Raw genomic sequence first — 23,327 nt, forward strand, 5'->3', positions numbered from 1 at the left:
CCAAACTAGAAATCAAGTTTATCTAATAAATCAAATGCTTTATCTAAATCAACTTCTTGTAATTCATCTAATTTATACAAAGCGTGCAGAAAAGCATGAAATCCATCAGTCTTACGACGGTGTTCATCTTTTTTAACAAATTCTTTATTTCCATCTTTTTTAACTTCAACAGCAACATTATTTGTATACCAACGCATTAATGGATTATCTCCAAATATTACTCGATGATTTGCAAATAACGTTTCTATTCGTGGTGCTAAAAGACTGTGAACACCTCTAGGGTTTCTTAATACTTCTATATCAAAACCTGCACCTTCAAAATATGGTCTTAACAAATCCATTCTAAAGTTATCTGCTACAACCATTTGAATGGCGTATTTTTCACGCATTTTTTTAAACCAATCAATAATATGAATCGGGTTAATAGAAGGTTCGTCTACAATAGTTAATAAACCTTGTCTTTCCCATTCTTTTATTGGCGGTTGAAGATTGGCTTGATCTAAATATTGCTTTCTAGCAAAAGAATGGCTAATCCAGATGACGTCGTCACCTTGTTTAAATAACAATCCAACAGCTGCAAAATCTTTAATACTACCAAAGTCTAAACCAGCAATAGCCGTTTTATTTTTTAATAAAGGAATTTCTTGATTAGTAGCATATATATCTTCATAGCTTGCTACCACTTTCGCTAAATCAACTTCTGGATAATTCATTCTCTTAGTCATGAAATTTTCACGACCACTTGGACTATGTTCTAAATCATGATATTGATTTAGAACTTTACGATATAACCGTTTACCATAGTCACTTATTGGTTCTTCAAACATAGGATTTGCTTTGCTCCATGCTTCTGGTGTCGACATTTCTTCTTCATCATCTATACGACAAATGAAAGGGAACAGTCTATCATTAGGAGATTGACCTTTTAGAATAGCCATAGAACGATCTTTTAACTTATCTAAAAAGCCTTCTCTAACAAAACCATCAGTACCAATAAAAAATTCCCTAGGGTGTTTGACCTTACCAAGACCACTAGAGAATACATCTACAATATCGTTATTTTCATATCTATGAACTTCGTCATATATTATAAAACCTTCACGCCCACCGTCTTTACTACCTGCGTTACTTGTAGCATATTCAAACTTACTATCTGTAACTTCTGAGGTAATACGTTGCTTAGTTAAATCGAAGAAACCTTCGCCTTCGACATCATTTATTCTTCCGGTATATAAATTATGCTTAGTTATTTGCCTATGCATCTCCTCAAATGATGTTTTAGCTTGTTTTTCAGTGTTAGCAACAACTGTACCATCGTAATTATCTATGCCATGTAATTCGCTTATAAGATAATTAGACAATCCACTTATCAAACCATTTTTACCAGCACCACGAGCAACTAGCCAGAAAAATTGTTCGAAGTAAAGTTCATCTTCTTCATCAAATAAAAATACAAATGCAATAAGAAATTTTTGAAAAGGTTGTAACTTAAAATAAAACTTCTCAATAAATTTAATACAACGCTCTATTTGATCTTCATCAAAGTATAAATCTTCTCGATAAAGTATATTTAACTCTAAGTGTTCGACTAACCATTGTCGCTCTTTATTAAATGTTATTTCACCGTTTTTATATTTATCTATATAACGTGTCACATATTTATTTACTGAGGTCATAATAAACTTTTCCTTTCTTCTTTAATTTCTTCTTTTACATCTTCTGGTAATAATTTAGTTAGTTGCATAACTACTTTTTGATAAGAACCATCTCTTTGATTAAAATGTTTAGCTACTGGTCTCTCTCGTTCATATGGAGGTGTGTTTTCTGATTGAGTAAATAATTCATAATCGCCATTAGTTTGTATGTCTAGCCAAGCATCATCTAACAACACTCTTAGCCTAGCAGCTTGAATAATAAGCCCCTGTGCTACTTTCATTCTATCTTGGGGTATATCTTTAAATATCTTGTTTAATCGCTCTGTTTCAGCCTTAACGCGTTCTTCTTGGTGTTCTATATGCTTTTCATCATTCTCCAAATTAATCACCTCTTTCTCTTTCATATAGGGGTGGGGGTTATGTGTGAAATAAACACTTCAAATGTGGAATATAGACTACCTATCACCGGTTCCCTTATCTCTTTTCAAACGAAAAATTTTTGGGCGGGGGATTTATAATTAAATAATTATTTTGTCTAATTTAATTTTTGATTCACCAGAATTCGTCATCCCATTTTTTCTTTTTTGGTTGATACCAATTTTTAAAATTTCTTCCATGAATTTCGTTGTGGCATTCAACACAAAGCGTTTCTAAATTATCATCTTCAAGTGCTAACTTAGGATAATGTTCTAATTCTTTTTTATGATGAACAACAAGTTTTATTTTCTTTCTATCGTTCTTGTTCTTTTCATAGTAATCTATATTCACTTTGCCTTGAGCCTTACACCTTTGACATTCATAATTGTCTCTTCGTTTTATTTCTTCTCTTTTATTTCTCCATGACTTATTGTTATAAAATATTCTTCTTTCTTCTTTAGTTAATGTCATAGATGCATCACCTTACACAAAAAGAAACACACCACTCAATGTGATGTATCTCGATATAATATAGTATTGCTTATTTATAATAACCAATTTACTTTGTTTGAGGTTGTATTCTCATTTCCTAAATCAATTATATCAATTCAATAATTTAAAGAAAATTCGTTACGGGTTGTACTGATTGTACTGATTGTACTGATGATACTGATGCTATTGATTGTACTGATTTTATTGGTTGTAAGGATACTACTGATTGTATTGATTGTATTGGTCAGACGCTTGATGTTGGTATAGCACACGAATGATATCATCTATTCTACTATCTAAATTAGTTTGACCTATATCAAATATCTCCTGTATTTCTTTCTTTCTAACATTTTCTTTAAGTAACTGTAATATATTAAAGTTCTTATCATTATCAATATATTGTTCATAGCTATCAATAAAGTTAACCACCTCTACGTGCTTATAATACATACGTTCTATCTTACTATTACCAATAACTATGTTTGACACTTTGTCTCCTTGACTACCTTGTGCTTTAGGCATAACAGACTCTATACCGTATTGAGCTGTTGAATTACTATCGTATTCATAACCTTGTTTGAGTAATACGTTCTTTCTCCAATGGTATTCAAATATCATTGTTTTAATATCTTGTGTATGATACATCCAATTCCTCCAGTTACTTTCTATTCAGGTTATTGTGTACATCTGATTCATCTACATATTATTCGTGAGTATGTATGTTATCAGTGTTATACTTTTTCATTTGTGATCTCTCGCGTAATGATTCACTTAATTTCTTAGGTTTTGTATACGGCTTACTGCTAAGTTCTCTCTTAATCTCTTGTTGTAGCAATACATTTTGTTTAGATAAATTAAATATCTTCTCGTTCTTTCTGTCGTTCAATACAATTAAACTAATAATTAACGCTATGATTACTATACTGAATACAAACGTTAAGATTACCCACATGTTATTTATTCTCCTTGTTTATTTCGTATTTCTCTGAACCTTTTTCTTCAATCACAACATCGCTGTTCATTACTTGAACACGTTTGCCATCAATGTTAACTACTAATGCGCCACCATCATTGTATTTAGTTCTTACATTGTCTCCCTTATATTGTTTCACTACATCACCTGTTTTACTATAAACAGTGACCGTTCTTTCTAATCCCTTTGTGTCACTCTCATGATCTTTCTTTGCATCATCTAACCAAGTGCAACCACCTAAGAATACTGTTAATAATAATGTTGCTGCTAATAATAATTTTTTCATCTTCTAGTCTCCTTAATATCTTTTCCATCCACCTATTTCATAACCCATTGGTGTGTTATTTACTATGTCATTTGCTTGCTTTCTTATAATCATTTCATATGCTACCTCTTTACTTAGTTCGTATAGTGCTATGATTAATAATGTTTTAAATATACGTTTCATTCACTCACTGTCCTTTCTATATATGCTACCTTTTAATGCCTTACTAATTGGATCGTTATTAAAACTAGATGGTACATAACTTAATAATCCTTTAGGTTTCTTCGCCATCTTCTCAGCCTCTTCCTTACTCTCTGCTTCAACCACAGTAAACGTTTCATTCTCTCGTGGCTTGATGACTTCTACGAAAGTGTGGTTGGTAGAGTCGGTTATGTGTCGGATTAGGTATTGCATTACACGACACCCTTTTGCATTTTTGCTATATTCAATAAAATCAAATAATTATATAATATTCGTTTGCTTTGTTGTTCTTCGTTAAAGCTATTTAAATCCATTAAATAGTTAATAGCATAACCTAGTCCATTCACTTCATCTTGAATTGTATTTTCTTCTTCTATATACACATCGATTAAGCTATTTAAATCTTTACTTGTTTGGTCATGACACATAAGAATCAACGTTCCTATTAATTTATTTAATACATTTTCATTAAATGGATTTACCAGTAATTTCTCCAAATTCTTTTTATAAAAGTTAATTTGCTTATCATAGCCTGTTGGTATATCTTGTCTTAACATCGTTACCATTACACTTTCCATCCACACTCACTCCTTGCCTAAGATTATTCGTACACGTTCAAGTATGTCTTTAATATTTCTTTTTAAATTTCAAAGTCACTACGTTTCTAAAATGTTCGTTCCTCGTATGTGTATCTGATAATTTAAAATTCGTAATTGTTTCAATAACCTCATAATTTACATGATTTAAATTAGAGATATGAATATTGGTTTCATTTTTACCTTCAAACAATCTTTTTAATATTTTTATAGTAGGCTGTTCAAATTCATTCATTTACCTAGCACCTCTTTAACTTTTTGTAGTATGTCTTTAGTATCCTGTACTTCCGAATCCTTTATCTCCTCTTGTTGTTTCATTACTAAACTCCTTAACTGGTTCTAACTCTGGTGTCCATATTGGCACGATGACTAACTGTGCTAGTCGGTCGCCTTTGTTGATTTGGTATGTTCGAAGTTTGTATTTCTTATCACTCTTTAAATCTAGAACTCCTTTACCTTCAACATTAAAGTACGCCTCGGTTTTCTTTCTTTTTTTAATTGGTATAAAGTCATTCTTAATATTAATCTTCATATGACCTTGAAAGCCTGCATCAATCTTTCCTGTTTCAACTACAAGATGTGTCTTGCTACTCACACCACTTCTGCTTGTAAGTAATCCCACATAGCCTTTAGGTATATTCACTGCTAGATCAGTAGCAACTAATGCTTTCTGTTGTGGTTCAAGTATCACTGTTTCAGCTGCATATATGTCATAACCAGCGTCTGTATCATGATGACGTTCTGGCATTGTTGCGTTGTCGCTTAGTAGTTTGATTTGTAGTGATTGGGTATTTTCATATCCCTGTAAGATAGCGTAGTTGTCTTTTCCTAATTTTGTATTTTTTGGTTCAATCATTTTGTTTGTCCTCCAAATCGTTTAGTAAGTTGCTGAATTCGTTTGTGCCGTCTAGTTTGTCCATATCTTCTAATACTGGAGCTAAACTTATCTGTGCGCCCTCTAAAATCTTATGAAATCCCATATTCTTATTTATGCGTTTCTGCCCTTCATAGTTTGCGTAAGATTCCAACATTTCCGCCTTTATCTTCTGCCATGCGTCTTTATACTCTCTATCTTTCATCGTCTACACGCTCCATATATTCACTTAAAACTGTTTCAATATCGCTTTCATACTGCCCTGTCAATTTATCTTCATCAGTAGCTTGATTATCTATTTTTAATATTTCATTAAACGCCTTTGCTTTACGATAGACTTCTTCAAGTTCTTTAATTCGTTCGTTTAATTCATCCATTGAACTTTCATTATCTACTGTAAAAACTATTTGCTTATTACTTTCTTCATACTCATACGCCATCTAATCACGCTTTCCTTTTAATGCTTTCTTATAAGCTTCATTACTAAGTGGTATCGCTTGTATGCTACTGTCTTTAGTTAACTGTAATTCAGTGACTGGTTGTGTAACTGTTAGTTCAATTTCATCTTTCATCGTCTGCACGCTCCAATTCCTTAATAAAGTTAACCAAGTGTATATAGTTATATGAATAAGGTGATGCAAACTTCATATCTCTTATGTGGTTGGTTAGGGTGGTGTATTTGTCTTTCCAATATCTAACTTCTCCATCACAACTCATTAACTCGTCGTGTTGTATTTGACCATTTAAATTAAGGTTTCTCACTCTATTATTTAGATTTTCATTAGTAGCTTTCAACTTCTCATTCTCCCGTTTCAACTGCTCTAATTTTTTTGAAAGTGTTACACTTCTTTTGTTCTCATCTCTCCAACTGTCAAATAAATTATCTTTCCTTGAAAGTAAAAATCTATTCTCCCGTTCCAACCTCTCATTATTGGCACGTAGGACTGCTATATCATCGATTAGTGTGTCTCGTTGGGCTTTGTAATCGTCACGTTGTTTCTTAACTGCTTTGTAAGCCATTTTCCAAAAATTAATCACTCGCCATCACTCCTCTAGTAAATGTGGGTGTTCATATATGTTGCCTTCAATAGTCCCTTTAATATGATTCAATGAAATCCTTGTAGAATAATCACTTATTGGATTACCTCCACCTTCTTTATCTTCTAAATAAATTCCATATGTCGTATTATCCTCATGAAATACTACTTGAGTATATTCATCTTCCATTTTTAAAATGTCCCCAATGTATATTTCGTTACCATCTAAATCAAAAAGCCCTGTGGATTGCATGAGTTCGTAATAAGTGATTGAAGATTTCGTTGTTTCTCCTGGCAACTGTTCTATAATATGTGCTACTTCTCCATTTTCTAATTCAATTCCTGCAGGGTTAATCATGCACTCGTAAAATTTATCCCACGCTCTAAACTTAATCATCTACCATCACTCCTCTACTCACCTTTAGTCATAATCATAAAAAATATAATGAATATGATAATCACAGTCCCACTTGATACTATGTCTATCATCTACTCCACCAACCCTTTATCTTTAGTCCAAATAAGTGTTAATGTTAAGTCGTCGTTTGGAATATAAACAGCTTCTACATGCGTCAAATTGAAACCATTCACGCTTTCATTTGTCCATTCGTTATAACCACCATGTGTATTTCTAGTTATCAGTCTAGGTATCACTGTATCTTCCGTAATTTCTTCTGAAGTTTCTATCACTACACCATTTTCCATAATCTGTATTAACGGTAAGTCATCAATTTCAGTAGATGGTAAATGTAAAGAAATATCGAACCTACTACTCGGACTACCCACATAGTCTCCCTCTGTCAATTTGCTTTCGTAACTTAAAAAACCAAATTTATCCACCATATACTTAGCAAAATCCCCGTGTTTCATCTCTACTTTACGTTTAATCTTTACCATCTTCTCAACCCCTCCATTACTTTCCTGTTATGTTCCTTATCTTCTGGCAACACTGCCATGACAATGCTGTGTGGATTCACTGCTATTAAGAATCCTTTAACTCCACAATCTCTTAGTAGCTTTGCCATTTCGACAGTATTTTTGCCTTTAGTATCAAGTTTGTATTTAGTTTTGATAGTGTCGGATAACTGCATTACTGTTCCCAATTCTCAAACGCTCTTTCGATATACCATTTAGCTTTTTCCACATCTTCTTTACCATTCTTGTGTGGTGAACGTGCTAAGTATTTAATAGCATTGCCAATGTGATAAGCTACGTTAGGATTGTAATGTTTCGTTACCTGCTCAATAAAATCTATTACTTCTATATCACCGTAGTTGTAATGTGATGGGTGGTTGACTGTGTCTTTACGCTTACGTTGTTGTAAGTCATTGGATAATAATTTTTTAGCCTTCTTAGTATTCTCTTTATCAAATGCAATATGTTCCGTCTTACTCTCTATATAGTTACTCCACAAATCAAAGTAGTTATCATCAGTGATTGTGTATTCATTAAAAGGTACTGATTCGATTGTCGCTTCGTTCTCATCTATATCTTTATACTCAAGTTCTGCTACTTTCCCCACAACCGTCATTCCTTCGCTATACTCACTCTTGCCTAAGTCATACACAATAACGTAATCATTTATATTCAAGTCTCTTATCTTCATCTAACGCACCGCCTTAGGAAAAATGCTCGTGTTCATTAAATACTGGCACCACTTACCTCTGTTATGCTTCTGCGGTGTACCGTCATACAACCAAGGTCGTTTTTCTCTTTGCTTTTCATCATGATAGTTTTGTTTTGCTTCTTCGTTATCTTCTTCATATTGTTTGGCATAGTTGATGTATACTAAATCTTGCCGATTAATTCCTTTTGGTACTTGGCAAGCTTCTTCTAACGTCCAATTTTTCAGTAATCTATCACGTATCATCTGGTTAGTGATGTTAAGTTCTTCCATCATTTCATGATTCTCACCTTCAATTTCATATATTGCATCGTGTATTCTGATTGTTTTTACCATCTCAATAACCCCTATCTATAATTTTTACGTCGTCAAACTCTAATGGTTTTGCGTCCATGTACTCATTTTTTAATGTCCACATTTGATTGTGTATCTTATCGGCAGCAGTGTTATCATCGTCATCGTGATTAACATACACTTTCTTCTCAACATATACTTTGTAGCGAATAGTCGCTGTTTCTTCATTCATTTAGATCACTCCAATACTCTAATTCCATAATCACTTTCGGAGTTTCTGCATACTTCTTAAAACTTCTTACCTCTACTATTTGATTATCGTCTTGCCAAACATGACCGTTTGCAGCATCCAATACAGTTTTAATTAAGTTATCAATATCTGGTTTCGTTCTCTTATACTGCCCTACCATTGCCACGTGTTTCTTCTTACTCCACGACTTGAGCAGTGGAAAGTGAAACTCAATTGTTAATCTAATCGGTTTATCTATCATCATGTAAGGCATTTGTTGTCTTAACATTTTCTTATGGTTTGTATATTTAGCAGGCATGTATGTTTGTACAAACTTCCCTGCATTTCTAAATCTCGGTCTAGGTGATGCCATAGGAGCATCTACCGTTAGTTCTATACGCTTCATTTGTCCACTCCTACAGATAATCAAAAATGTTATTCTGATGCGCTCGTTCTACTTTGTAGTTTTTAATAAATGTTTCTAATTCTTCATTATCCAAATACCAACGTTGACCTTCATAAAATGTTCTAATTACGCCACTCACTCTATGTCTGCCGTCCTTATTGTTAGGAATGACAGTAAACATTTTGTTACCTTTTGAATCGAACAAACCAAATCGTTCTCTTAATCCCATCTATCCCACCTCGCAAATAGCTTGACGTGTACGTCTTTCGTTTAATTTTTGGATAAATAGGTCATACAACACTTTCTCGTCTCCTTGTGCGTAGTTAATTAGTTTCTGAGCGTATATATCTGAACACTCAAGATTTTGTTTAATAAATTGTTTAGTTACCATGCGTCTCTCTCCCTGTAGTCATCACCAAGTACTCTCACTTGGCGTGAATTATGTTTCATTCTTGAATTAATACGTTGCCAATTCATGTTTTGATTTAATTCTTTATCGCTAAAGTTAGTAGTGAATATGTTATTTTTACCTACTCTGTTATCTACAATGCTGAATAGTTTGTTTAATGTATGTTCAGTGTTCTCTACACCTATATCGTCTAGTACAAGCAAGTCTATGCTGCTAAGTAATTTGACTAACTCGTCTGTCGTTTCATCTGCATTTTTATTGTAAGTAGCTTTGATACGATCCATTAACATTGGTATGTGCATAAATGCTACGGAATAACCTTGTGCCTTAATTGCTTTCGCTATAGCATAGGCTAGGTGCGATTTACCAGTACCGTATGAGCCTTGCATGATTAATGACTTAGGTTTATCTATAGAAAACGTTTTGACGTACTCTATGGCTGTTTGTTTAACATCTGTTTGTGATTGGTTCTGTGGTTGATAGTTATTTACTGTGGCATCTTGTAATGAGTAATTAACATTAGATTGATTAAATATATTATTGATTGCTTTCTGCTTACGTTTCTTTTCTGCTTCTATCCCTGCTGCAATCATGCTACATTCACAACCATCACGATATTCGTAACCACTACCAAACTTGTGCAAGTCATACTTGTTACCACACTTCTCACAATACAGGCCTCTTTCTATCTCATTAGCTTCATATTGCTTAAGTGTTTCCGTTATTTTAGGGCTTAACATTTGTTTCATTTAATCACTCCTAATCCCAATAACTAGGGTCATGTTTCATTCGTTCAAGCATATCTTGCCCTGTCAAAACCTTATCTTTATTTGAACGCTTATTATTTCGTGCTTTAACATCTTCTAGGTTTTTCACACCATCGTTGTACCAAGCTTTTAATATTGTGTTCACATAATTCCAATTAGTAACGTTATTGTTAACTGCTTCTTTCATAGCTTCGTTAACTATTTCATTGCCATTCTCTTCAAAATCATCTATCCAATAATTAATTTGTTCTGCTACATAAGGTTTGAGCATTCCAAATCCATTTTCTTGATAGAAATCAAATGGCGATGGCTGTGTACTACTACTGTCATTATCAGTATTGTTATTATTAGTTAATTCATTATTGGTAAAGTCATTATTAGTAGGGACGGGTTTTCCTACGTTGGATAATCCTGTGTTGGTTTTCCCTACGTTGGATAAACCTACGTTGGATAATCCGTTCTGGGTAGGTTGTTCATAAACAGAGTATTCATATTCTCTTAAACGCCCTTTGTCATCACGTTTACGTGTTCTAACAATATAACCAGTCGTCTCTAATTCTTTAATTCCATTCTTCAAACTATCTCTACCATCAAGACTGTGCTTTTCCAATTCTTTCTCATATACTTGCCAGTCATCTGGTCTACTAAGTAAATAAAGTAATATACCTTTAGCTTTCCAACTTATATTAGGGTCGTGTATAAAGTTTTTATGAACCGTTACAAAATTCCCGCTCTCTTTATAAACTCTAAATGTTGCCATCTACTTGCTCTCCTTTCAGCATCTTGTTTAGTTTCTCGTCAACATCCACCCAAGCATTTTCTAAATGATGTAGTTTATTAAAACTATCCATTCCCATATTGTGTTGTTGGTTATGGTGGAATCTACATAATGCTAATACTTTGTTTCCGTAGTGATTTATCTTGTTTCTGTTACGTCCTCTGCCTACTGCTTGATAGTGTGCTAAATCTGCATTTTTAGCGCCACAGACAACGCATATTCTGCTTATAGTAGATTTATATATAAAATAGTTATCGTTGCTCATAAGGTCGCTAGTAGCCTTATTCATAGGTATGTCATGAGTGAATATAAAGTCTAAAATTAACTCTATTAATTCACTGGCTTGTCTTCTGCTACAATTGCTTAATGAGATAGGTTCGTAACCATGTAGAAACTCTAATTGTTTTTGAAACATGTAACGTAGATAATCCATTGGTTGACCATAATGATTGAATATATCTCTTACCATTGCGAATACTTTTCTACGTTGCTTATCTGTTATCTTGTATGGATCATTCACGATTACATCGCACTCTACTTCTAGTCCGTTATCTAACAGTAAGAAGTCTTTGTTTTCTAAAGTCACACCCTTGATGACAGCAGTTATTGTGCCGTCATCTTGCTGGATGTAGTTTTTAATAAATGACATTACATCACCTTATTTATATTGCATACAATTAAAATGGTAAATCATCATCTTGAATATCTATTGGACCATTTGCATTGGCAAAAGGGTTATCATTTGCTGGTCTTTGTGTTTTAGTTTGACCGCTCTGATGCTGTGACTGTTTATTTTGTTGTTTACGTTCTACAAAGGTTACTTGATTAACTGCAATGTCAGTAGTGAATACTCGATTACCTTCTTTATTCTCATAACTTCCTGTTTGTACTGCGCCAGTGATACCTATTTTTTGGCCTTTGCTAAAATTATTAGCAATGATTTCGGCGGTTTTGCCAAATGCTACACAAGTTAAAAAATCTGATTCATACTCGTCTGTTTGCTTGTTCTTAAATGCGCGTTGTATAGCTATTCTGAAATTAACTACATTGTTGTTTTGTCCCTTTAACTCTGGATCTGCTACTAAATTTCCAACTCCATTAAATTGATTCATTATTCATTCTCCTTTGATTTTGATTGTTTACTCCATTTGTCTAATGTTGTTATCATTTTTGCTATTTGATCATTCGATAATCGGTTTACATCTGTTATTTTTAATTGTTGTTTCACTTGTGCTGTAGAGACATCTTTACCTAATGACTTCATTAATTCGCTAAACATTGTTATTTCATTTTCAAGTGTTTCTATGTTCTTAGGGTCTACTTTTGAATATTTATCTTGTTTTTCTTTTGCATCTGCATCGTCTTCATCAGTTGGTATGTTGAAAAATTTCATTAAGAAATAGCGTTCTGCATATGTTAATGCAGTGCCATGTGCTTTAGATACATCGTCTTGTTGCCCTATTGCAAAGAACGGAACATCTAGTCGTTCTTCAGGCTTATCTGCATTAATCCATGTGTACGTTAATTTTAGTCGTACAATATGTTCTGGTTTGCCTTTAGCATTTTTTGTTTCGATTACTTCTTCATCGTCTGTTTTTGGCACAAGTAGTAGTTTGTGTTCTAACATCTTAGCTCTAATTCTGTGCAACACTTGTGAGCCACTAACGTAAGTGTAGTTGTAACCTTTCGTATCTTTAGTAAAACCATCTATATTCGCCTTTACATCAGCTATTTTTTGATACAAATTTAATTCGCTACTCATTCACTTCAACCCTCTCACTTCTTTGTATTCTTATATGAGTTGATTCATATATAATTTTGTCGTGTAGTGACCAATCGATTTCCAACACTTCGAAATCTTCTTCGAAAAATTTACGTGCTGTTTCTTCTTCGTCTGTATACTCAACTTTGGGCGCTCGTTCAGTTGGACGATTGTTTACATAATGATCTACATTCTTGTGAACGATTCTGCAATATTCCTTTCTAGACATTGATTTTTCCTTCGCCATTTGACGAAACCTCCTATATTGTTGTATATTTATGGAAGTAAATTGTTTAAATTATCACTTCCGTTTTGACTGTTAGCAACTACCCTTGCTTTCAGTCTTTTTTATTGTGTTAAGGAACCAGTCCCAACACAGATATGATAAGAAACTTAGTAATACTGATAATGTAATACCGAGGAAAAACTCTTGTACTGTCAAAGCTATAATTAATGTGATGACTGGCATTGTTAGTATTGTTAAAAACATCCTCATGCTTATCTCTCCTTTCCTTTTAATACTTCTTCTGGTATCTCGTGATACGGGAATTTTTCCTGGAACATTTTAACTGGTACTCTACCTGAAATAGTGAAGTAACCTTGTTTTTCCATTTCTTCGTTCATTCGTTTGATATATTTACATGCAGTAGATGCAGAAACCTCCAATACATTCGCTACATCTTTTGAAGTTAGTACATTTTTAATCATTGCAATGACTCCTTTCTGATATAATTGATTTATCGCTACTGCGATAGTGGGTGGTGAAAAGTTATGAATAAGTACGCTATTTCTTATGACCTTAATAAAGAAGGTCAAAAATATTCTGAATTAATAAAATTTCTAAAGTCATTCCCGGATTATGTCCATATTCAAGATTCGTTTTGGTTTATCAAAAGCAATCAATCATTAGACATTATTTCTAAGTCAATTGATTCGATTTTAGATTCAAATGATGAATACCTAATTCTAGAATTTGATAGTCATCCTGTAGGGAAAGTTGCAGATGATGTTTATCAAGATTTAAAACGATTCTTAAGTTAAGGAAACTTTACAACTTTTTTATTATTACGTTTAATTTGTCTCCTAACACTCTTAATCTCTTCCGCCAAGATGACGATTAGGAGTGTTATTTTTAATACTTGTTTTAGGTTCATGTTTGCCCCTCCTATGCTTAAATGAATAAATTCTTTAAAAATTTGCGTGTTTTATGTGAATATATTGACCAATCATTAGCCAACAAGTCTTCTGCCATTGGTTGCCATAATGGTATGAAGTCTTTGTTTTGATTGGAAACTGTTATATATCCAAATTCATTTGTTGGCAGTAATCGAACAGCAACGCTAAAGTCATCTGCCTCCCATGCTTCTCTATAAATAGGCTTTCCTTTTTCCATAGCTAACTTAGTTGCTTCTTGAATGTTCATTCCGTTTCCTCCTACTGTTCGATTGTTAATTCAAAATGTTTTTCAATTTCTTGTACTGCCCAACGCATAACTTCTTCTAGATGTCTTTCTCTATCTATCTTAAAAGTTGCTGCAATACCTAATTCTTCAACTGAATGTTCATACGTCTTAGATTTATCGTTGATATTCATTTCTAGAGTGTAGTGAATATAAGTAAGTAATTCTTTTTGTTCTTGCGTCATTATTTGACCTCCTATATTTCGAATTGGCTAATATCTACGCCGTATTTGATTGCCATGTTCTTAATTACTGAAATATAAATTTCAATTAGTCTTGGCTCGTCATTAATGACATCTAATTTAGATAATTTGTTTATTTGTGATTTAGTGGCGCCTTTAGATAACATTTTTGCTCTACGGTTATTTAAACGTTGATCTAACTTACAACGCCCTTTTTCTTCTAATAATTTGTATGCTTCTGTACGAATTGATTTATGTTTATCTCCTCCACCTAAGTGTTGAGCAATTGCACCCAAAATTTTGTTAGTGTCGTTTCTCCAATTCTTTGTTTCAATACCAACAATATTACGAATGCCTGTAACTTCCGTTTCAATACGTTTGTTGAATTGTTCTTGTTCTTTTTGCACGCTGAACATCATTTCAAGTGCTTGCATTGGTGTTTGAGGTACTTGATATTGTTGTTTAAGTTGTTCTTCCATCTCATTAAACATATTAATGTAAGCCATTTTGAAATCGTTATGACCTTGAATGTTGAACATGTATAAAGTGAAACCGTCTTTAGTTAAAAGGTATTCTTTCAAATTTCTACCTGTGCTATCTTTATATTCACTAGGGATAATTACTGAATCCACATTTGGGCTGAGTAATATTTTTTCTAAATCTCTCAGTACGTGTGTGTGTCTTCTGTTAATTTCTTCTGCTACAGTTCTACTTGAAACCACCGGTCCAAGTTCTGAATTTTTTTCTATGTTGATTGTTAATAAGTCTTGCATTTTAAAACCTCCTAATATTAATTGTGCATTTTTGGAACTTGTTGTTCAAAAAAATATTCTGGAAATAAAATATGGATTGGCACTTCCAAATCTTTCGAAAAGGTTAGCGCCTCATCTAAATCTATAGACATTTCTCCTCGTTCTCTTTTTCCATATTGCTGACCGGTAATTCCGATTAATTCCCCCATGTACTCTTGTGTTTTTTTAGCTCCTTTTCGGAAACTGTACAAATCTTTGTGCATTTTTGGAACACCTCCTGACTAATACTATACTCATGCAGTTCCTAAATTGCAAGTAGCAAAAGCATATTTTTAATTTTTTTCCATTATTTGAATTTTTATTTGCATTTTTGGAACTTTTTATATACTATTGAAGTATAAAGTAATTAAAAACAGGAGGTATTAATGAATGAGTGCTTTTTCGAATAATCTTTCTTATTTAATGAACAAACATGATATAGATGATACTAAACTTGGTGAACTTGTTGATGTCAATAGAACTACAATTACTAGATGGAGAACAGGTATTAGAAGTCCAAAATTAGAAAAACTACCTGAAATAGCAAGTGTTTTTAATGTTACACCTATAGATTTGTTAAAAGACAATATGAGTAAAGTTTCGAATGAAAATATTATAACTCAAATAAATGAAGTCTCGAGTAAATTAGAAGAAAAGAGGCAAAAACGCGTTTTAGCTTATGCAGAACATCATTACTCAGTGCAGCAACAAGGTGAGAGTATTATTTACCTACAATCATATAAAGATTCTAAGACTGAAGAAGTAACTGTAAATGGTTACGTATCAGCAGGTACCGGTGAAACTTTAGTAGATGATATAGAATTCACAGTGAACTACCCTGCTGGCGTTGTACCACCTCATGATTTTGCTTTACAAGTTAATGGTGATTCTATGGAACCACTTTTTGAACATAAAGAAATTATATTTGTAGAAGAAAATACAAGTATTAACAGTGGACAATTAGGTGTATTCGTTGTCGACGGCGAAGCATATGTTAAAAAAGTCTTTATATATCAAGATCACATAAGGTTAGTTTCTTTAAACCCTAAATACGGAGATATGAATTTTTATGGGGATTCTGATGTAAGGTTTGCAGGCAGAGTTATCCTCTAATTTTTTAACCATAGATTTACAAAATTAACAAAAATATTATACCGAATCATACACGTGTCTTTGTACACGTGCGCAATTAAATAAGTTGTTCAAGATAAAAGTACATATGAATTAAATGAATAAACTACAATTTTAATAGTATGTATATTAATCCGAATATTGTGTAAAATGTTAAAAATATTTTGCTATGCATACTACAAAAAATAATATGTTTTTTGTACACTAATATTAATGTGTTTTTATAACATAAATATATTATTAGGGGAATTTTACTATGAAAAAAGTTTTATTTTTAATTTTAGCTAGTTTTTTAGTATTAGGAGCATGTGGGAATTCAGAAGAAAGTAAGTCAGAAGATAAGAAAGAAACTAAAGCGTCTGATACAAAAAGCAAGAAAGACGATAAGAAAAAAGATGAAGATAAAGAATCAGATAAAGATAAAGAATCAGATGAAAATAAAGAATCAGATGATACGTCTAACAGCTCTGACAAAGCAAAAGAAGCAGACAACGTGCAAAATAAACAAACAAATGAGAAAGAAGAACAAAAAACTAGTGAAAACGAATCACAAAACAGAGCGTTAACTAAAGAAGAAATATCTCAACAAATGAAAAATGGTGTTAATGTTAATGGCATGGTAGACGCTGATGGTGATACATGGTATCAAGCACCTGGCAATGGCGATGTTGTTGGTTATACCAAACCCAATGGTACACAATGCACAGTTGGTGGATGTGTAACACCTGCTCAACAAGAAAGAATGGATGCAGAACAAGACGATGCAGAACAATATGATGAAACAGATGATGTCAATGCTGAAATAAATTCTGCTGAAACTGAAGACGAACAGGTAGAGGCTTTACGCAAAAAATATAATGGTGGTTTATCTTCTGGAGAATTACAAACTAAAACAGCAATTGAGCAAGGTTATTATGATGGAGATAATGCTGATGAAGTTTATAATAAAATAGAAGAACGCGAAGCTGAAATTGAATCGGGAAAATATGACCAATACAAAAACTAATCACCTGGGCGCTTCCCCGCGCCCTATATATTTTTATCTTTTTTAGGAGGAATGACGAAAATATGCCAATTTATAAAGATGAAATTACTAATAAATATTATTTTTCTACTCGTTATAAAGATGTATACGGTAACAATAAGCGAAAAGTAAAACGTGGATTCAGAACGAAACGAGAAGCTAAAGCAGCAGAAGCTAGCTTTTTAACAGAAATAGAAACTGGTTACAGTGATTCTAATACATTTGATTATATATTTAAACACTATTTAGAGCATACAGACTTGAGAAAAAAGACACGTCGAAGAAAAGTAAATGAATATAACAAACATATTAAAGATAAGTTCGGCCATATTAAAATGAATCAAATTAAACAAAATCAATGCCAAGAATTTAGAACATATCTAATGAGTGCGGTAGCTAGTCCAAATACAGCAAGAGCAATATGGTCTAGTTTCAAAGTCGTTATTAATCATGCTAAAAAACATTTTGGTTTACTTATAGATCCAACTATTTCAATTACACCTATTCCTAGAGTGAAGCCCAAGCCCAAATATATGTTAAGAGAAGAATTTGAAGATAAGATAAATGATATTAAAGAAGATGATTATAGAGAATTGCTTTATTTAATGTTTTATACAGGATTACGTGTGGGTGAAGCTATGGCTTTAACGTGGGTGGATTACAACAAATATAAAAAAGAAGTATCCATCAATAAAACGATGGATACCTCAAATAGAGAAATTTATAATCGTGCAAAAAATGAATCATCTGAAGACATTGTACCATTACCAAGTTTCATAAACCAAATGTTAGCTGATAGATACGAACGAGAAAAAGCAAAATATAAATATTTTGATGAAATTTCTTATTTTATATTTGGTGGAATGGAACCTAAGCACTATAAGCACTTGCAAAAGAAATATAAAGAAGTATTTCCACAATACGATATTCATAATTTAAGACACTCATACGCATCTTATTTAGCCAACAATGGTGTAGACATCTTTGTCTTACAATCTTTAATGCGTCATTCTCAAATAACAGAAACAATGCAAACTTACAGTCATTTATATACCCAGAAAAAACACGATGCTATCGCGGTTTTTGAGCATTTTCAAAAATAAAATGGTATCAAAATGGTATCAATAGCCGTTTATCCACAAGTAAAATAGCTCAACGACAGTACTTACAGCTATCCTATACTGCCTTCCATTTCGAATTTAATTAGACGGTTCATTTCTACTGCGTATTCCATTGGAAGCTCTTTTGTAAATGGTTCGATGAAGCCCATTACAATCATTTCAGTTGCTTCTTCTTCAGAAATACCGCGACTCATTAAATAGAATAATTGTTCTTCAGAAACTTTAGATACTTTAGCTTCGTGTTCTAATGAAATATTGTCATTAAATACTTCGTTATAAGGAATTGTATCTGAAGTAGATTCATTATCTAAGATTAAAGTATCGCATTCGATATTAGAACGCGCGCCTTTAGCTTTACGGCCAAAGTGAACAATACCACGATAAATAACTTTACCGCCATCTTTAGAAATTGATTTAGATACAATCGTTGATGATGTGTTAGGTGCTTTATGCATCATCTTCGCCCCAGCATCTTGTACTTGTCCTTTACCAGCAAATGCGATAGATAGTGTACTACCTTTAGCGCCTTCACCAATAAGCACACAGTTTGGATATTTCATTGTTAGTTTAGAGCCTAGGTTACCATCAACCCATTCCATATTACCGTTTTCATGAACTAATGTACGTTTTGTAACTAAGTTATATACGTTATTAGCCCAGTTTTGAATTGTAGTGTAACGGACATGCGCATCCTTGTGTACGATAATTTCAACTACAGCTGAGTGTAAAGAACTTGTTGTATATACTGGTGCTGTACAACCTTCAACATAGTTAACTGAAGCACCTTCATCAGCAATGATTAATGTACGTTCAAATTGCCCCATATTTTCAGAGTTGATACGGAAATAAGCTTGTAAAGGCGTATCTAATTTGATATTTTTTGGTATATAAATGAATGAACCACCAGACCAAACAGCTGAATTTAATGCTGCGAATTTGTTATCTGCAGCAGGTACAACTGTTGAGAAATACTGTCTAAATAGCTCTTCATTTTCTTTTAATGCACTGTCAGTATCTTTAAAGACGATACCTTTATCTTCAAGTTCTTTTTCCATGTTGTGATAAACAACTTCTGATTCATATTGAGCTGAAACACCAGCAAGGTATTTTTGTTCAGCTTCAGGGATACCTAATTTATCAAATGTACGTTTGATTTCTTCAGGAACTTCATCCCATGAACGCTCTGTTTGCTCAGAAGGCTTAACATAATAAGTGATATCATCAAAATTCAATTCAGATAAATCTCCACCCCATTGTGGCATTGGCATTTTATAGAATTGTTTTAATGCTTTCAATCTATAGTTAAGCATCCATTCTGGCTCTTCTTTCATATTTGAAATCTCACGGACGATATTTTCTGTTAAACCGCGTTCTGATCTAAAAATGGAAACATCTTCGTCATGGAAACCATATTGATAATTTCCCACATCAGGTGCTTTTTTAGCCATTTAAATCACTCCTTTTATATATTAAAACGACTCACGTTCAAGGCAAACTCGTTTATACTTTAATCATGTTCAATCATAATCTTGTTGTTATATCTAGTGTGAATGGAAATTTACACAATGTCAACGTATCAAGATCGATTAATCTTCTGTGTTGCCTTCTTTTTCAACTGTGCCTTTTTCTAAAGCTTTCCATGCCAAAGTAGCACACTTAATTCTAGCTGGGAATTGAGAAACGCCTTGCAACGCCTCAATATCTCCCATTTCTTCGCTAATTTCATAATCTTCGCCGAGCATCATTTTAGTGAATTCTTGACTCATTTGCATTGCTTCAGCCAAGGAATGCCCTTTAACAGCTTCTGTCATCATTGAAGCACTAGACATTGAAATTGAACAACCTTCACCATCAAATTTCGCATCTTTAATGAAGCCATCTTCTATATCAAACGTAAGATGGATACGATCCCCACAAGTCGGATTGTTCATATCAACTGTCATAGCACCACTATCTAAATTTCCTTTGTTTCTCGGATTTTTATAATGATCCATAATTACTGAACGATACAACTGATTTAAATTATTAAAATTCATATGAGAAAAACTCCTTCGTTTGCTTCAAGGACTCAACTAACTGATCAATATCTTCTTTAGTATTATAAATGTAGAAACTAGCACGTGCAGTTGATGATTGATTTAACCATCTCATCAGTGGTTGTGCACAATGATGGCCTGCTCTAACTGCTACACCTTCAGTATCTACTGCAGTTGCAACATCATGCGCATGAACATCAGTCATGTTGAAAGTAATAACACCTGCGCGTCTATCTTTAGGCGGGCCGTATATTTCAACACCCTCAATTTCAGACATTTTATCGTAAGCATACGCCGTCAATTCATGTTCATGTGCTTGTATCGCATCAAAGCCTAAATTTTGAATATAGCGAATCGCTTCTGCTAAGCCTATTGCTTGAGCAATTAACGGTGTACCTGCCTCAAACTTAGTTGGCAAATCTGCCCATGAAGCATCATATTTTTCAACGAAATCTATCATATCTCCGCCAAATTCTACTGGTTCCATCTCATTCAGCAGTGCGCGTTTGCCATACAATACGCCAATGCCGGTAGGCCCTAACATTTTATGGCCACTAAAACTATAAAAATCAACATCTAGCGATTGCATATCTAAATCTATGTGTGGCGCACCTTGCGCACCATCCACGCTAATGATTGCTCCGTGTTCATGCGCTATTTCAGCGATTGCCTTAATATCGTTAATTGTACCAAGCACATTTGACACATGCGTAATTGCTACTATTTTAGTATTATCATTGATTGTCGCTTTTACATCTTCAATTGCTAGTTCACCATCTTCAGTCAATGGAATGAATTTCAAAGATGCCTGCTTACGTTTAGCTAATTGTTGCCATGGAACAATATTAGCATGGTGTTCCATTTCAGTGACTACAATTTCATCACCTTCATTAATATTTGCATCTCCATAGCTACGTGCGATCATATTAATTGAGGCGGTTGTACCGCGTGTGAAAATGATTTCTTCAAAATATTTAGCATTGATGAAACGTCTCACTGTTTCACGTGCATTTTCATAACCATCTGTTGCTAGTGATCCAAGCGTATGCACACCACGGTGGACATTAGAGTTGTAACGTTTATAGTAATCATCTATAACGTCAATCACTTGAATTGGTGTTTGACTGGTTGCAGTTGTATCTAAATAAGCAAGGCGATTATTATTAACTTCTTGGTTAAGGATAGGGAAGTCTTTTATAATTTCGTTAACATTTAGTGATTCGGTCAAATTATTCACAGACCTTTCTTATTTAAAAATCAATAATGAAACCATAGCAAATACTAAGAAAATAACAGTACGTCTCAAATTAAGTCAGTACATGTAACACGTCATTTGTATTAATGACCGATCATGTTCTCTTAATGGGCGTTTGCTGTGGTTTCGATCCTATTTAACATTCATTATTTATTAACTTTTAATTCAATTACTTCACGCAATTTACGTTGAACATCTTCAATTGGTAATTCTCTTACAACAGGGTCTAAGAAACCATGGATAACTAAACGTTCGGCTTCTTGACGTGAAATACCACGACTCATTAGGTAGTATAGTTGCTCTGGATCCACACGGCCTACTGAAGCAGCGTGACCTGCTTCCACATCATCTTCATCGATTAGTAGAATTGGGTTAGCATCTCCGCGGGCTTTTTCAGATAACATAAGCACACGTGATTCTTGGTTAGCCATTGATTTAGTACCACCATGTTTGATGTAACCAATACCGTTAAATACCGTTTGTGCACCTTCCAACATGACACCATGTTTTAAGATATAACCATTTGTTTCTTTGCCGTACTGAACAATTTTAGAAGTTAAGTTAATTTTTTGTGAGCCAGTACCAATAACTACTGATTTTAATTCACTTTCAGAACGGTCACCAATTAAATTAGTTGTATTATCAATAACTTGGCTACCTTCATTCATTAAACCTAACGCCCAATTAATTGTTGCATCTGCTTCAGTAACGCCACGACGGATGATATGGCCAGTAAAGCCTTTATCTAAATAATCCACTGAACCATATGTGATTTTTGAATTAGCGCCAGCAGTAACTTCTGAAACAATATTAAGTTGGTTACCTTCTCCACTAGCAATTGATAAATAGTTTTCTACATAAGTCACTTCAGCACTTTCTTCTGCAGCAATGATAACATGGTTAAATAAACTTGTATTTTCATCATCGTGTAATACTACGTATTGGATTGGATGTTCAACTACTACATTTTTAGGTACATATACAAATACGCCACCATTTAAGAGTGCAGTGTGTAATGCAGTTAATCTATGTTCATCAACTGTCACAGTTTCATTCATAAAATATGCTTTTACTAAATCTGGATGATTTACTAAAGCTTCTGATAGCCCTTCGACAATAACACCGTCATTTTGAGCTGAATCCGAAACTTTTGTAAAAGCTAATGTATTATTATGTTGAATAATTAAATTCTCAGTGTTTTCAACATCAATAATCTCTCTAACTTCATGTGGTAATTCCTCTAATGATTCATAAATATTACCTGTTGTTTCATGTTGTTTAAACGAATCGAAATCCCATCTAGTAATTTTTGTTTTATCTGGTTTTGGCATTTCTAAAGTTTCAGTTAATTTCAACGCTTCTTTACGTAATTCAGTTAGCCAAGAAGGTTCGTTATGGGCTTGTGAATATTCAACAAGTTGCGCTTCAGAAATGTTTAAAGTTTCAGTCGTCATACTTTTTTCCTCCCATTTGATGATTGTATGATTTAATTCATTGGTATAAATCAAAACCTAACTATTCATCTATATTAATGTTTTATATGAATTTA

The 23,327-nt window shown here is 33.3% G+C and carries 43 protein-coding genes; 4 read left to right on the forward strand and 39 right to left on the reverse strand.

Going from position 1 to position 23,327, the window contains the following annotated elements:
• Positions 1-5: 5 nt before the first annotated feature.
• The 31 genes from BJG89_RS10650 to BJG89_RS10790 form a co-directional block, all read right to left on the reverse strand.
• A complete protein-coding gene (locus tag BJG89_RS10650; protein WP_096810566.1) occupies positions 6-1,676 on the reverse strand; it encodes a terminase large subunit domain-containing protein in 1,671 nt (556 codons plus the stop codon).
• Complete coding sequence (locus BJG89_RS10655) at positions 1,673-2,035, reverse strand: hypothetical protein (RefSeq protein ID WP_232514178.1); 363 nt, start codon at positions 2,033-2,035, stop codon at positions 1,673-1,675. Before BJG89_RS10655 ends, BJG89_RS10650 begins: the two co-directional genes overlap by 4 nt.
• Before the next feature lie 172 nt (positions 2,036-2,207).
• Positions 2,208-2,543 carry an HNH endonuclease gene (locus BJG89_RS10660; RefSeq protein WP_096810567.1) on the reverse strand — a complete coding sequence of 112 codons (336 nt, stop codon included), beginning with the start codon at positions 2,541-2,543 and terminating at the stop codon, positions 2,208-2,210.
• A 240-nt stretch (positions 2,544-2,783) separates the two neighbouring features.
• Complete coding sequence (locus tag BJG89_RS10665; RefSeq protein ID WP_096810568.1) at positions 2,784-3,209, reverse strand: hypothetical protein; 426 nt, start codon at positions 3,207-3,209, stop codon at positions 2,784-2,786.
• Between the two features lie 58 nt (positions 3,210-3,267).
• The gene (locus tag BJG89_RS10670) at positions 3,268-3,516 is read right to left on the reverse strand and encodes a hypothetical protein (RefSeq protein WP_096810569.1); all 249 of its coding nucleotides are present in this window, start codon (positions 3,514-3,516) and stop codon (positions 3,268-3,270) included.
• Between the two features lies 1 nt (position 3,517).
• Entirely contained in the window at positions 3,518-3,823 is a 306-nt protein-coding gene (locus BJG89_RS10675) for a DUF5052 family protein (protein ID WP_096810570.1), read from the reverse strand.
• A 12-nt stretch (positions 3,824-3,835) separates the two neighbouring features.
• Positions 3,836-3,985 (reverse strand): transcriptional activator RinB, encoded by a 150-nt coding sequence (rinB, locus tag BJG89_RS14500; protein WP_157772554.1) that lies wholly within the window; start codon positions 3,983-3,985, stop codon positions 3,836-3,838.
• Complete coding sequence (locus BJG89_RS10680; protein ID WP_096810571.1) at positions 3,986-4,216, reverse strand: DUF1381 domain-containing protein; 231 nt, start codon at positions 4,214-4,216, stop codon at positions 3,986-3,988.
• On the reverse strand, positions 4,216-4,581 hold the full coding sequence (locus BJG89_RS10685; protein ID WP_096810572.1) for a hypothetical protein: 366 nt from the start codon (positions 4,579-4,581) through the stop codon (positions 4,216-4,218). The genes BJG89_RS10680 and BJG89_RS10685 overlap by 1 nt, the downstream gene beginning before the upstream one ends.
• Before the next feature lie 49 nt (positions 4,582-4,630).
• The gene (locus BJG89_RS10690; RefSeq protein WP_096810249.1) at positions 4,631-4,834 is read right to left on the reverse strand and encodes a hypothetical protein; all 204 of its coding nucleotides are present in this window, start codon (positions 4,832-4,834) and stop codon (positions 4,631-4,633) included.
• Positions 4,835-4,870: 36 nt separating this feature from the next.
• Positions 4,871-5,347 (reverse strand): dUTP diphosphatase, encoded by a 477-nt coding sequence (locus BJG89_RS10695; protein WP_232514229.1) that lies wholly within the window; start codon positions 5,345-5,347, stop codon positions 4,871-4,873.
• 100 nt (positions 5,348-5,447) lie between these two features.
• Positions 5,448-5,678 (reverse strand): hypothetical protein, encoded by a 231-nt coding sequence (locus BJG89_RS10700; protein WP_096810573.1) that lies wholly within the window; start codon positions 5,676-5,678, stop codon positions 5,448-5,450.
• A complete protein-coding gene (locus BJG89_RS10705) occupies positions 5,668-5,913 on the reverse strand; it encodes a hypothetical protein (protein WP_096810574.1) in 246 nt (81 codons plus the stop codon). The genes BJG89_RS10700 and BJG89_RS10705 overlap by 11 nt, the downstream gene beginning before the upstream one ends.
• Positions 5,914-6,045, reverse strand: a complete 132-nt coding sequence (locus BJG89_RS14945) for a hypothetical protein (protein WP_257790585.1) — start codon at positions 6,043-6,045, stop codon at positions 5,914-5,916. It lies immediately after the preceding gene.
• A complete protein-coding gene (locus tag BJG89_RS10710) occupies positions 6,035-6,511 on the reverse strand; it encodes a hypothetical protein (RefSeq protein ID WP_096810575.1) in 477 nt (158 codons plus the stop codon). Before BJG89_RS10710 ends, BJG89_RS14945 begins: the two co-directional genes overlap by 11 nt.
• A gap of 6 nt (positions 6,512-6,517) precedes the next feature.
• Entirely contained in the window at positions 6,518-6,907 is a 390-nt protein-coding gene (locus BJG89_RS10715) for a YopX family protein (protein WP_096810576.1), read from the reverse strand.
• Between the two features lie 92 nt (positions 6,908-6,999).
• Entirely contained in the window at positions 7,000-7,407 is a 408-nt protein-coding gene (locus tag BJG89_RS10720) for a hypothetical protein (protein ID WP_096810577.1), read from the reverse strand.
• Positions 7,401-7,601, reverse strand: a complete 201-nt coding sequence (locus BJG89_RS10725) for a hypothetical protein (protein ID WP_157772555.1) — start codon at positions 7,599-7,601, stop codon at positions 7,401-7,403. The genes BJG89_RS10720 and BJG89_RS10725 overlap by 7 nt, the downstream gene beginning before the upstream one ends.
• Positions 7,601-8,116 (reverse strand): DUF3310 domain-containing protein, encoded by a 516-nt coding sequence (locus BJG89_RS10730; protein WP_096810579.1) that lies wholly within the window; start codon positions 8,114-8,116, stop codon positions 7,601-7,603. Before BJG89_RS10730 ends, BJG89_RS10725 begins: the two co-directional genes overlap by 1 nt.
• Positions 8,117-8,470, reverse strand: a complete 354-nt coding sequence (locus tag BJG89_RS10735) for an SA1788 family PVL leukocidin-associated protein (protein WP_096810580.1) — start codon at positions 8,468-8,470, stop codon at positions 8,117-8,119.
• 1 nt (position 8,471) lies between these two features.
• Entirely contained in the window at positions 8,472-8,660 is a 189-nt protein-coding gene (locus tag BJG89_RS10740; RefSeq protein WP_096810581.1) for a hypothetical protein, read from the reverse strand.
• Positions 8,653-9,063: a RusA family crossover junction endodeoxyribonuclease gene (locus tag BJG89_RS10745; protein ID WP_096810582.1), complete on the reverse strand. Its 411-nt coding sequence runs from the start codon at positions 9,061-9,063 to the stop codon at positions 8,653-8,655. The genes BJG89_RS10740 and BJG89_RS10745 overlap by 8 nt, the downstream gene beginning before the upstream one ends.
• 10 nt (positions 9,064-9,073) lie before the next feature.
• Positions 9,074-9,292, reverse strand: a complete 219-nt coding sequence (locus BJG89_RS10750) for a hypothetical protein (RefSeq protein ID WP_096810583.1) — start codon at positions 9,290-9,292, stop codon at positions 9,074-9,076.
• Positions 9,293-9,454 carry a hypothetical protein gene (locus BJG89_RS14615; protein WP_096810584.1) on the reverse strand — a complete coding sequence of 54 codons (162 nt, stop codon included), beginning with the start codon at positions 9,452-9,454 and terminating at the stop codon, positions 9,293-9,295.
• Positions 9,448-10,221 carry an ATP-binding protein gene (locus BJG89_RS10760; RefSeq protein WP_096810585.1) on the reverse strand — a complete coding sequence of 258 codons (774 nt, stop codon included), beginning with the start codon at positions 10,219-10,221 and terminating at the stop codon, positions 9,448-9,450. The genes BJG89_RS14615 and BJG89_RS10760 overlap by 7 nt, the downstream gene beginning before the upstream one ends.
• 10 nt (positions 10,222-10,231) lie before the next feature.
• Positions 10,232-10,999 (reverse strand): DnaD domain protein, encoded by a 768-nt coding sequence (locus BJG89_RS10765; protein WP_096810586.1) that lies wholly within the window; start codon positions 10,997-10,999, stop codon positions 10,232-10,234.
• Positions 10,986-11,666 carry a putative HNHc nuclease gene (locus BJG89_RS10770; protein ID WP_096810587.1) on the reverse strand — a complete coding sequence of 227 codons (681 nt, stop codon included), beginning with the start codon at positions 11,664-11,666 and terminating at the stop codon, positions 10,986-10,988. Before BJG89_RS10770 ends, BJG89_RS10765 begins: the two co-directional genes overlap by 14 nt.
• A 28-nt stretch (positions 11,667-11,694) precedes the next feature.
• Positions 11,695-12,129 carry a single-stranded DNA-binding protein gene (locus BJG89_RS10775; protein ID WP_096810588.1) on the reverse strand — a complete coding sequence of 145 codons (435 nt, stop codon included), beginning with the start codon at positions 12,127-12,129 and terminating at the stop codon, positions 11,695-11,697.
• Positions 12,129-12,779, reverse strand: a complete 651-nt coding sequence (locus BJG89_RS10780; RefSeq protein WP_096810589.1) for an ERF family protein — start codon at positions 12,777-12,779, stop codon at positions 12,129-12,131. Before BJG89_RS10780 ends, BJG89_RS10775 begins: the two co-directional genes overlap by 1 nt.
• Positions 12,772-13,026, reverse strand: a complete 255-nt coding sequence (locus BJG89_RS10785) for a DUF2483 family protein (protein WP_096810590.1) — start codon at positions 13,024-13,026, stop codon at positions 12,772-12,774. Before BJG89_RS10785 ends, BJG89_RS10780 begins: the two co-directional genes overlap by 8 nt.
• Positions 13,027-13,277: 251 nt before the next feature.
• Entirely contained in the window at positions 13,278-13,487 is a 210-nt protein-coding gene (locus BJG89_RS10790; RefSeq protein WP_096810591.1) for a hypothetical protein, read from the reverse strand.
• A gap of 63 nt (positions 13,488-13,550) precedes the next feature.
• Between BJG89_RS10790 and BJG89_RS10795 the strand changes: the two genes are divergently transcribed.
• A complete protein-coding gene (locus BJG89_RS10795) occupies positions 13,551-13,820 on the forward strand; it encodes a hypothetical protein (protein ID WP_096810592.1) in 270 nt (89 codons plus the stop codon).
• A 130-nt stretch (positions 13,821-13,950) separates the two neighbouring features.
• Here BJG89_RS10795 and BJG89_RS10800 read toward each other — a convergent pair whose 3' ends face one another.
• Genes BJG89_RS10800 through BJG89_RS10815 form a run of 4 tightly spaced genes read right to left on the reverse strand, consistent with a single transcriptional unit; the run spans position 13,951 to position 15,435 of the window.
• Positions 13,951-14,202: a Thoeris anti-defense Tad2 family protein gene (locus BJG89_RS10800; protein WP_096810593.1), complete on the reverse strand. Its 252-nt coding sequence runs from the start codon at positions 14,200-14,202 to the stop codon at positions 13,951-13,953.
• 11 nt (positions 14,203-14,213) lie between these two features.
• Positions 14,214-14,423, reverse strand: coding sequence for a type II toxin-antitoxin system antitoxin TscA (tscA, locus tag BJG89_RS10805; RefSeq protein ID WP_096810594.1), 210 nt, complete (start codon positions 14,421-14,423; stop codon positions 14,214-14,216).
• 11 nt (positions 14,424-14,434) lie between these two features.
• Entirely contained in the window at positions 14,435-15,193 is a 759-nt protein-coding gene (locus BJG89_RS10810; protein ID WP_096810595.1) for a Rha family transcriptional regulator, read from the reverse strand.
• Positions 15,194-15,210: 17 nt separating this feature from the next.
• The gene (locus BJG89_RS10815) at positions 15,211-15,435 is read right to left on the reverse strand and encodes a helix-turn-helix transcriptional regulator (protein WP_096810596.1); all 225 of its coding nucleotides are present in this window, start codon (positions 15,433-15,435) and stop codon (positions 15,211-15,213) included.
• 166 nt (positions 15,436-15,601) lie between these two features.
• On the opposite strand from BJG89_RS10815, the gene BJG89_RS10820 reads away from it, so the two are divergent.
• From BJG89_RS10820 to BJG89_RS10830, 3 genes are all read left to right on the forward strand, one after another.
• Positions 15,602-16,324, forward strand: coding sequence for a helix-turn-helix domain-containing protein (locus BJG89_RS10820; protein WP_096810597.1), 723 nt, complete (start codon positions 15,602-15,604; stop codon positions 16,322-16,324).
• Between the two features lie 274 nt (positions 16,325-16,598).
• A complete protein-coding gene (locus BJG89_RS10825) occupies positions 16,599-17,348 on the forward strand; it encodes a hypothetical protein (RefSeq protein WP_096810598.1) in 750 nt (249 codons plus the stop codon).
• 62 nt (positions 17,349-17,410) lie between these two features.
• Positions 17,411-18,469 carry a site-specific integrase gene (locus tag BJG89_RS10830; protein WP_096810599.1) on the forward strand — a complete coding sequence of 353 codons (1,059 nt, stop codon included), beginning with the start codon at positions 17,411-17,413 and terminating at the stop codon, positions 18,467-18,469.
• A gap of 68 nt (positions 18,470-18,537) precedes the next feature.
• On the opposite strand, the gene sufB is transcribed toward BJG89_RS10830, so the two are convergent.
• The 4 genes from sufB to sufD all read right to left on the reverse strand — a co-directional run bounded on the left by sufB (position 18,538) and on the right by sufD (position 23,232).
• The gene (gene sufB / locus BJG89_RS10835) at positions 18,538-19,935 is read right to left on the reverse strand and encodes a Fe-S cluster assembly protein SufB (RefSeq protein WP_096810600.1); all 1,398 of its coding nucleotides are present in this window, start codon (positions 19,933-19,935) and stop codon (positions 18,538-18,540) included.
• Between the two features lie 138 nt (positions 19,936-20,073).
• Positions 20,074-20,523 carry a Fe-S cluster assembly sulfur transfer protein SufU gene (gene sufU, locus BJG89_RS10840; RefSeq protein ID WP_096810601.1) on the reverse strand — a complete coding sequence of 150 codons (450 nt, stop codon included), beginning with the start codon at positions 20,521-20,523 and terminating at the stop codon, positions 20,074-20,076.
• Positions 20,513-21,751, reverse strand: coding sequence for a cysteine desulfurase (locus tag BJG89_RS10845; protein WP_242692894.1), 1,239 nt, complete (start codon positions 21,749-21,751; stop codon positions 20,513-20,515). Before BJG89_RS10845 ends, sufU begins: the two co-directional genes overlap by 11 nt.
• 173 nt (positions 21,752-21,924) lie before the next feature.
• Entirely contained in the window at positions 21,925-23,232 is a 1,308-nt protein-coding gene (gene sufD / locus BJG89_RS10850) for a Fe-S cluster assembly protein SufD (RefSeq protein WP_096810603.1), read from the reverse strand.
• Between the last annotated feature and the right edge of the window lie 95 nt (positions 23,233-23,327).

This window comes from Staphylococcus nepalensis (assembly GCF_002442935.1).
GTDB classification, from domain to species: Bacteria; Bacillota; Bacilli; order Staphylococcales; family Staphylococcaceae; genus Staphylococcus; species Staphylococcus nepalensis.

Excerpts from the sequence above, each read along its gene's own strand:
- BJG89_RS10650 (WP_096810566.1), bottom strand. The coding sequence starts at position 1,676 with ATGACCTCAGTAAATAAATATGTGACACGTTATATAGATAAATATAAA.
- BJG89_RS10660 (WP_096810567.1), bottom strand. The coding sequence starts at position 2,543 with ATGACATTAACTAAAGAAGAAAGAAGAATATTTTATAACAATAAGTCA.
- BJG89_RS10665 (WP_096810568.1), bottom strand. The coding sequence starts at position 3,209 with ATGTATCATACACAAGATATTAAAACAATGATATTTGAATACCATTGG.
- BJG89_RS10670 (WP_096810569.1), bottom strand. The coding sequence starts at position 3,516 with ATGTGGGTAATCTTAACGTTTGTATTCAGTATAGTAATCATAGCGTTA.
- BJG89_RS10675 (WP_096810570.1), bottom strand. The coding sequence starts at position 3,823 with ATGAAAAAATTATTATTAGCAGCAACATTATTATTAACAGTATTCTTA.
- rinB (WP_157772554.1), bottom strand. The coding sequence starts at position 3,985 with ATGAAACGTATATTTAAAACATTATTAATCATAGCACTATACGAACTA.
- BJG89_RS10680 (WP_096810571.1), bottom strand. The coding sequence starts at position 4,216 with ATGCAATACCTAATCCGACACATAACCGACTCTACCAACCACACTTTC.
- BJG89_RS10685 (WP_096810572.1), bottom strand. The coding sequence starts at position 4,581 with ATGGAAAGTGTAATGGTAACGATGTTAAGACAAGATATACCAACAGGC.
- BJG89_RS10690 (WP_096810249.1), bottom strand. The coding sequence starts at position 4,834 with ATGAATGAATTTGAACAGCCTACTATAAAAATATTAAAAAGATTGTTT.
- BJG89_RS10695 (WP_232514229.1), bottom strand. The coding sequence starts at position 5,347 with ATGCCAGAACGTCATCATGATACAGACGCTGGTTATGACATATATGCA.
- BJG89_RS10700 (WP_096810573.1), bottom strand. The coding sequence starts at position 5,678 with ATGAAAGATAGAGAGTATAAAGACGCATGGCAGAAGATAAAGGCGGAA.
- BJG89_RS10705 (WP_096810574.1), bottom strand. The coding sequence starts at position 5,913 with ATGGCGTATGAGTATGAAGAAAGTAATAAGCAAATAGTTTTTACAGTA.
- BJG89_RS14945 (WP_257790585.1), bottom strand. The coding sequence starts at position 6,045 with ATGAAAGATGAAATTGAACTAACAGTTACACAACCAGTCACTGAATTA.
- BJG89_RS10715 (WP_096810576.1), bottom strand. The coding sequence starts at position 6,907 with ATGATTAAGTTTAGAGCGTGGGATAAATTTTACGAGTGCATGATTAAC.
- BJG89_RS10720 (WP_096810577.1), bottom strand. The coding sequence starts at position 7,407 with ATGGTAAAGATTAAACGTAAAGTAGAGATGAAACACGGGGATTTTGCT.
- BJG89_RS10725 (WP_157772555.1), bottom strand. The coding sequence starts at position 7,601 with ATGCAGTTATCCGACACTATCAAAACTAAATACAAACTTGATACTAAA.
- BJG89_RS10730 (WP_096810579.1), bottom strand. The coding sequence starts at position 8,116 with ATGAAGATAAGAGACTTGAATATAAATGATTACGTTATTGTGTATGAC.
- BJG89_RS10735 (WP_096810580.1), bottom strand. The coding sequence starts at position 8,470 with ATGGTAAAAACAATCAGAATACACGATGCAATATATGAAATTGAAGGT.
- BJG89_RS10740 (WP_096810581.1), bottom strand. The coding sequence starts at position 8,660 with ATGAATGAAGAAACAGCGACTATTCGCTACAAAGTATATGTTGAGAAG.
- BJG89_RS10745 (WP_096810582.1), bottom strand. The coding sequence starts at position 9,063 with ATGAAGCGTATAGAACTAACGGTAGATGCTCCTATGGCATCACCTAGA.
- BJG89_RS10750 (WP_096810583.1), bottom strand. The coding sequence starts at position 9,292 with ATGGGATTAAGAGAACGATTTGGTTTGTTCGATTCAAAAGGTAACAAA.
- BJG89_RS14615 (WP_096810584.1), bottom strand. The coding sequence starts at position 9,454 with ATGGTAACTAAACAATTTATTAAACAAAATCTTGAGTGTTCAGATATA.
- BJG89_RS10760 (WP_096810585.1), bottom strand. The coding sequence starts at position 10,221 with ATGAAACAAATGTTAAGCCCTAAAATAACGGAAACACTTAAGCAATAT.
- BJG89_RS10765 (WP_096810586.1), bottom strand. The coding sequence starts at position 10,999 with ATGGCAACATTTAGAGTTTATAAAGAGAGCGGGAATTTTGTAACGGTT.
- BJG89_RS10770 (WP_096810587.1), bottom strand. The coding sequence starts at position 11,666 with ATGTCATTTATTAAAAACTACATCCAGCAAGATGACGGCACAATAACT.
- BJG89_RS10775 (WP_096810588.1), bottom strand. The coding sequence starts at position 12,129 with ATGAATCAATTTAATGGAGTTGGAAATTTAGTAGCAGATCCAGAGTTA.
- BJG89_RS10780 (WP_096810589.1), bottom strand. The coding sequence starts at position 12,779 with ATGAGTAGCGAATTAAATTTGTATCAAAAAATAGCTGATGTAAAGGCG.
- BJG89_RS10785 (WP_096810590.1), bottom strand. The coding sequence starts at position 13,026 with ATGGCGAAGGAAAAATCAATGTCTAGAAAGGAATATTGCAGAATCGTT.
- BJG89_RS10790 (WP_096810591.1), bottom strand. The coding sequence starts at position 13,487 with ATGATTAAAAATGTACTAACTTCAAAAGATGTAGCGAATGTATTGGAG.
- BJG89_RS10795 (WP_096810592.1), top strand. The coding sequence starts at position 13,551 with ATGAATAAGTACGCTATTTCTTATGACCTTAATAAAGAAGGTCAAAAA.
- BJG89_RS10800 (WP_096810593.1), bottom strand. The coding sequence starts at position 14,202 with ATGAACATTCAAGAAGCAACTAAGTTAGCTATGGAAAAAGGAAAGCCT.
- tscA (WP_096810594.1), bottom strand. The coding sequence starts at position 14,423 with ATGACGCAAGAACAAAAAGAATTACTTACTTATATTCACTACACTCTA.
- BJG89_RS10810 (WP_096810595.1), bottom strand. The coding sequence starts at position 15,193 with ATGCAAGACTTATTAACAATCAACATAGAAAAAAATTCAGAACTTGGA.
- BJG89_RS10815 (WP_096810596.1), bottom strand. The coding sequence starts at position 15,435 with ATGCACAAAGATTTGTACAGTTTCCGAAAAGGAGCTAAAAAAACACAA.
- BJG89_RS10820 (WP_096810597.1), top strand. The coding sequence starts at position 15,602 with ATGAGTGCTTTTTCGAATAATCTTTCTTATTTAATGAACAAACATGAT.
- BJG89_RS10825 (WP_096810598.1), top strand. The coding sequence starts at position 16,599 with ATGAAAAAAGTTTTATTTTTAATTTTAGCTAGTTTTTTAGTATTAGGA.
- BJG89_RS10830 (WP_096810599.1), top strand. The coding sequence starts at position 17,411 with ATGCCAATTTATAAAGATGAAATTACTAATAAATATTATTTTTCTACT.
- sufB (WP_096810600.1), bottom strand. The coding sequence starts at position 19,935 with ATGGCTAAAAAAGCACCTGATGTGGGAAATTATCAATATGGTTTCCAT.
- sufU (WP_096810601.1), bottom strand. The coding sequence starts at position 20,523 with ATGAATTTTAATAATTTAAATCAGTTGTATCGTTCAGTAATTATGGAT.
- sufD (WP_096810603.1), bottom strand. The coding sequence starts at position 23,232 with ATGACGACTGAAACTTTAAACATTTCTGAAGCGCAACTTGTTGAATAT.